This is a genomic window from Burkholderia sp. AU44665 (assembly GCF_030504405.1).
GTDB lineage: Bacteria > Pseudomonadota > Gammaproteobacteria > Burkholderiales > Burkholderiaceae > Burkholderia > Burkholderia semiarida.
Genome location: NZ_JAUJRI010000048.1, coordinates 1 through 1312, shown reverse-complemented (window position 1 = coordinate 1312; position 1312 = coordinate 1). Strand labels below are relative to the sequence as shown.

Here is a 1312-nt window from a genome sequence, read left to right as displayed (position 1 = left end):
TGGAGTATCCATGGCTGAATACATAGGCCATGTGAAGCGAACGCGGTGAACTGAAACATCTAAGTAACCGCAGGAAAAGAAATCAACCGAGATTCCCAAAGTAGTGGCGAGCGAAATGGGATGAGCCTTGCACTCTTTATTTGTATTGTTAGCCGAACGCTCTGGAAAGTGCGGCCATAGCAGGTGATAGCCCTGTAGGCGAAAACAGTATGAAAGAACTAGGTGTGCGACAAGTAGGGCGGGACACGTGAAATCCTGTCTGAAGATGGGGGGACCATCCTCCAAGGCTAAATACTCGTGATCGACCGATAGTGAACCAGTACCGTGAGGGAAAGGCGAAAAGAACCCCGGGAGGGGAGTGAAATAGATCCTGAAACCGCATGCATACAAACAGTCGGAGCCTCGTAAGGGGTGACGGCGTACCTTTTGTATAATGGGTCAGCGACTTACGTTCAGTAGCAAGCTTAACCGTATAGGGCAGGCGTAGCGAAAGCGAGTCCGAATAGGGCGTTCAGTTGCTGGGCGTAGACCCGAAACCAGGTGATCTATCCATGGCCAGGATGAAGGTGCGGTAACACGTACTGGAGGTCCGAACCCACTAACGTTGAAAAGTTAGGGGATGAGCTGTGGATAGGGGTGAAAGGCTAAACAAACCTGGAAATAGCTGGTTCTCTCCGAAAACTATTTAGGTAGTGCCTCGTGTCTCACCTTCGGGGGTAGAGCACTGTCATGGTTGGGGGGTCTATTGCAGATTACCCCGCCATAGCAAACTCCGAATACCGAAGAGTGCAATCACGGGAGACAGACATCGGGTGCTAACGTCCGGTGTCAAGAGGGAAACAACCCAGACCGCCAGCTAAGGTCCCCAAATATAGCTAAGTGGGAAACGAAGTGGGAAGGCTAAAACAGTCAGGAGGTTGGCTTAGAAGCAGCCACCCTTTAAAGAAAGCGTAATAGCTCACTGATCGAGTCGTCCTGCGCGGAAGATGTAACGGGGCTAAGCTATATACCGAAGCTGCGGATGCGAGCTTTGCTCGCATGGTAGGAGAGCGTTCCGTAAGCCTGCGAAGGTGCCTTGTAAAGGGTGCTGGAGGTATCGGAAGTGCGAATGCTGACATGAGTAGCGATAAAGGGGGTGAAAGGCCCCCTCGCCGTAAGCCCAAGGTTTCCTACGCAACGTTCATCGGCGTAGGGTGAGTCGGCCCCTAAGGCGAGGCAGAAATGCGTAGCTGATGGGAAGCAGGTCAATATTCCTGCACCATTGTTAGATGCGATGGGGGGACGGATCGCGGAAGGTTGTCCGGGTGTTGGA

The 1312-nt window shown here is 52.4% G+C and carries 1 rRNA gene; it reads left to right on the top strand.

The window, feature by feature from the left end:
- Window positions 1-1312: ribosomal RNA gene (locus QZM15_RS33870) — 23S ribosomal RNA — on the top strand; the annotation flags it as partial.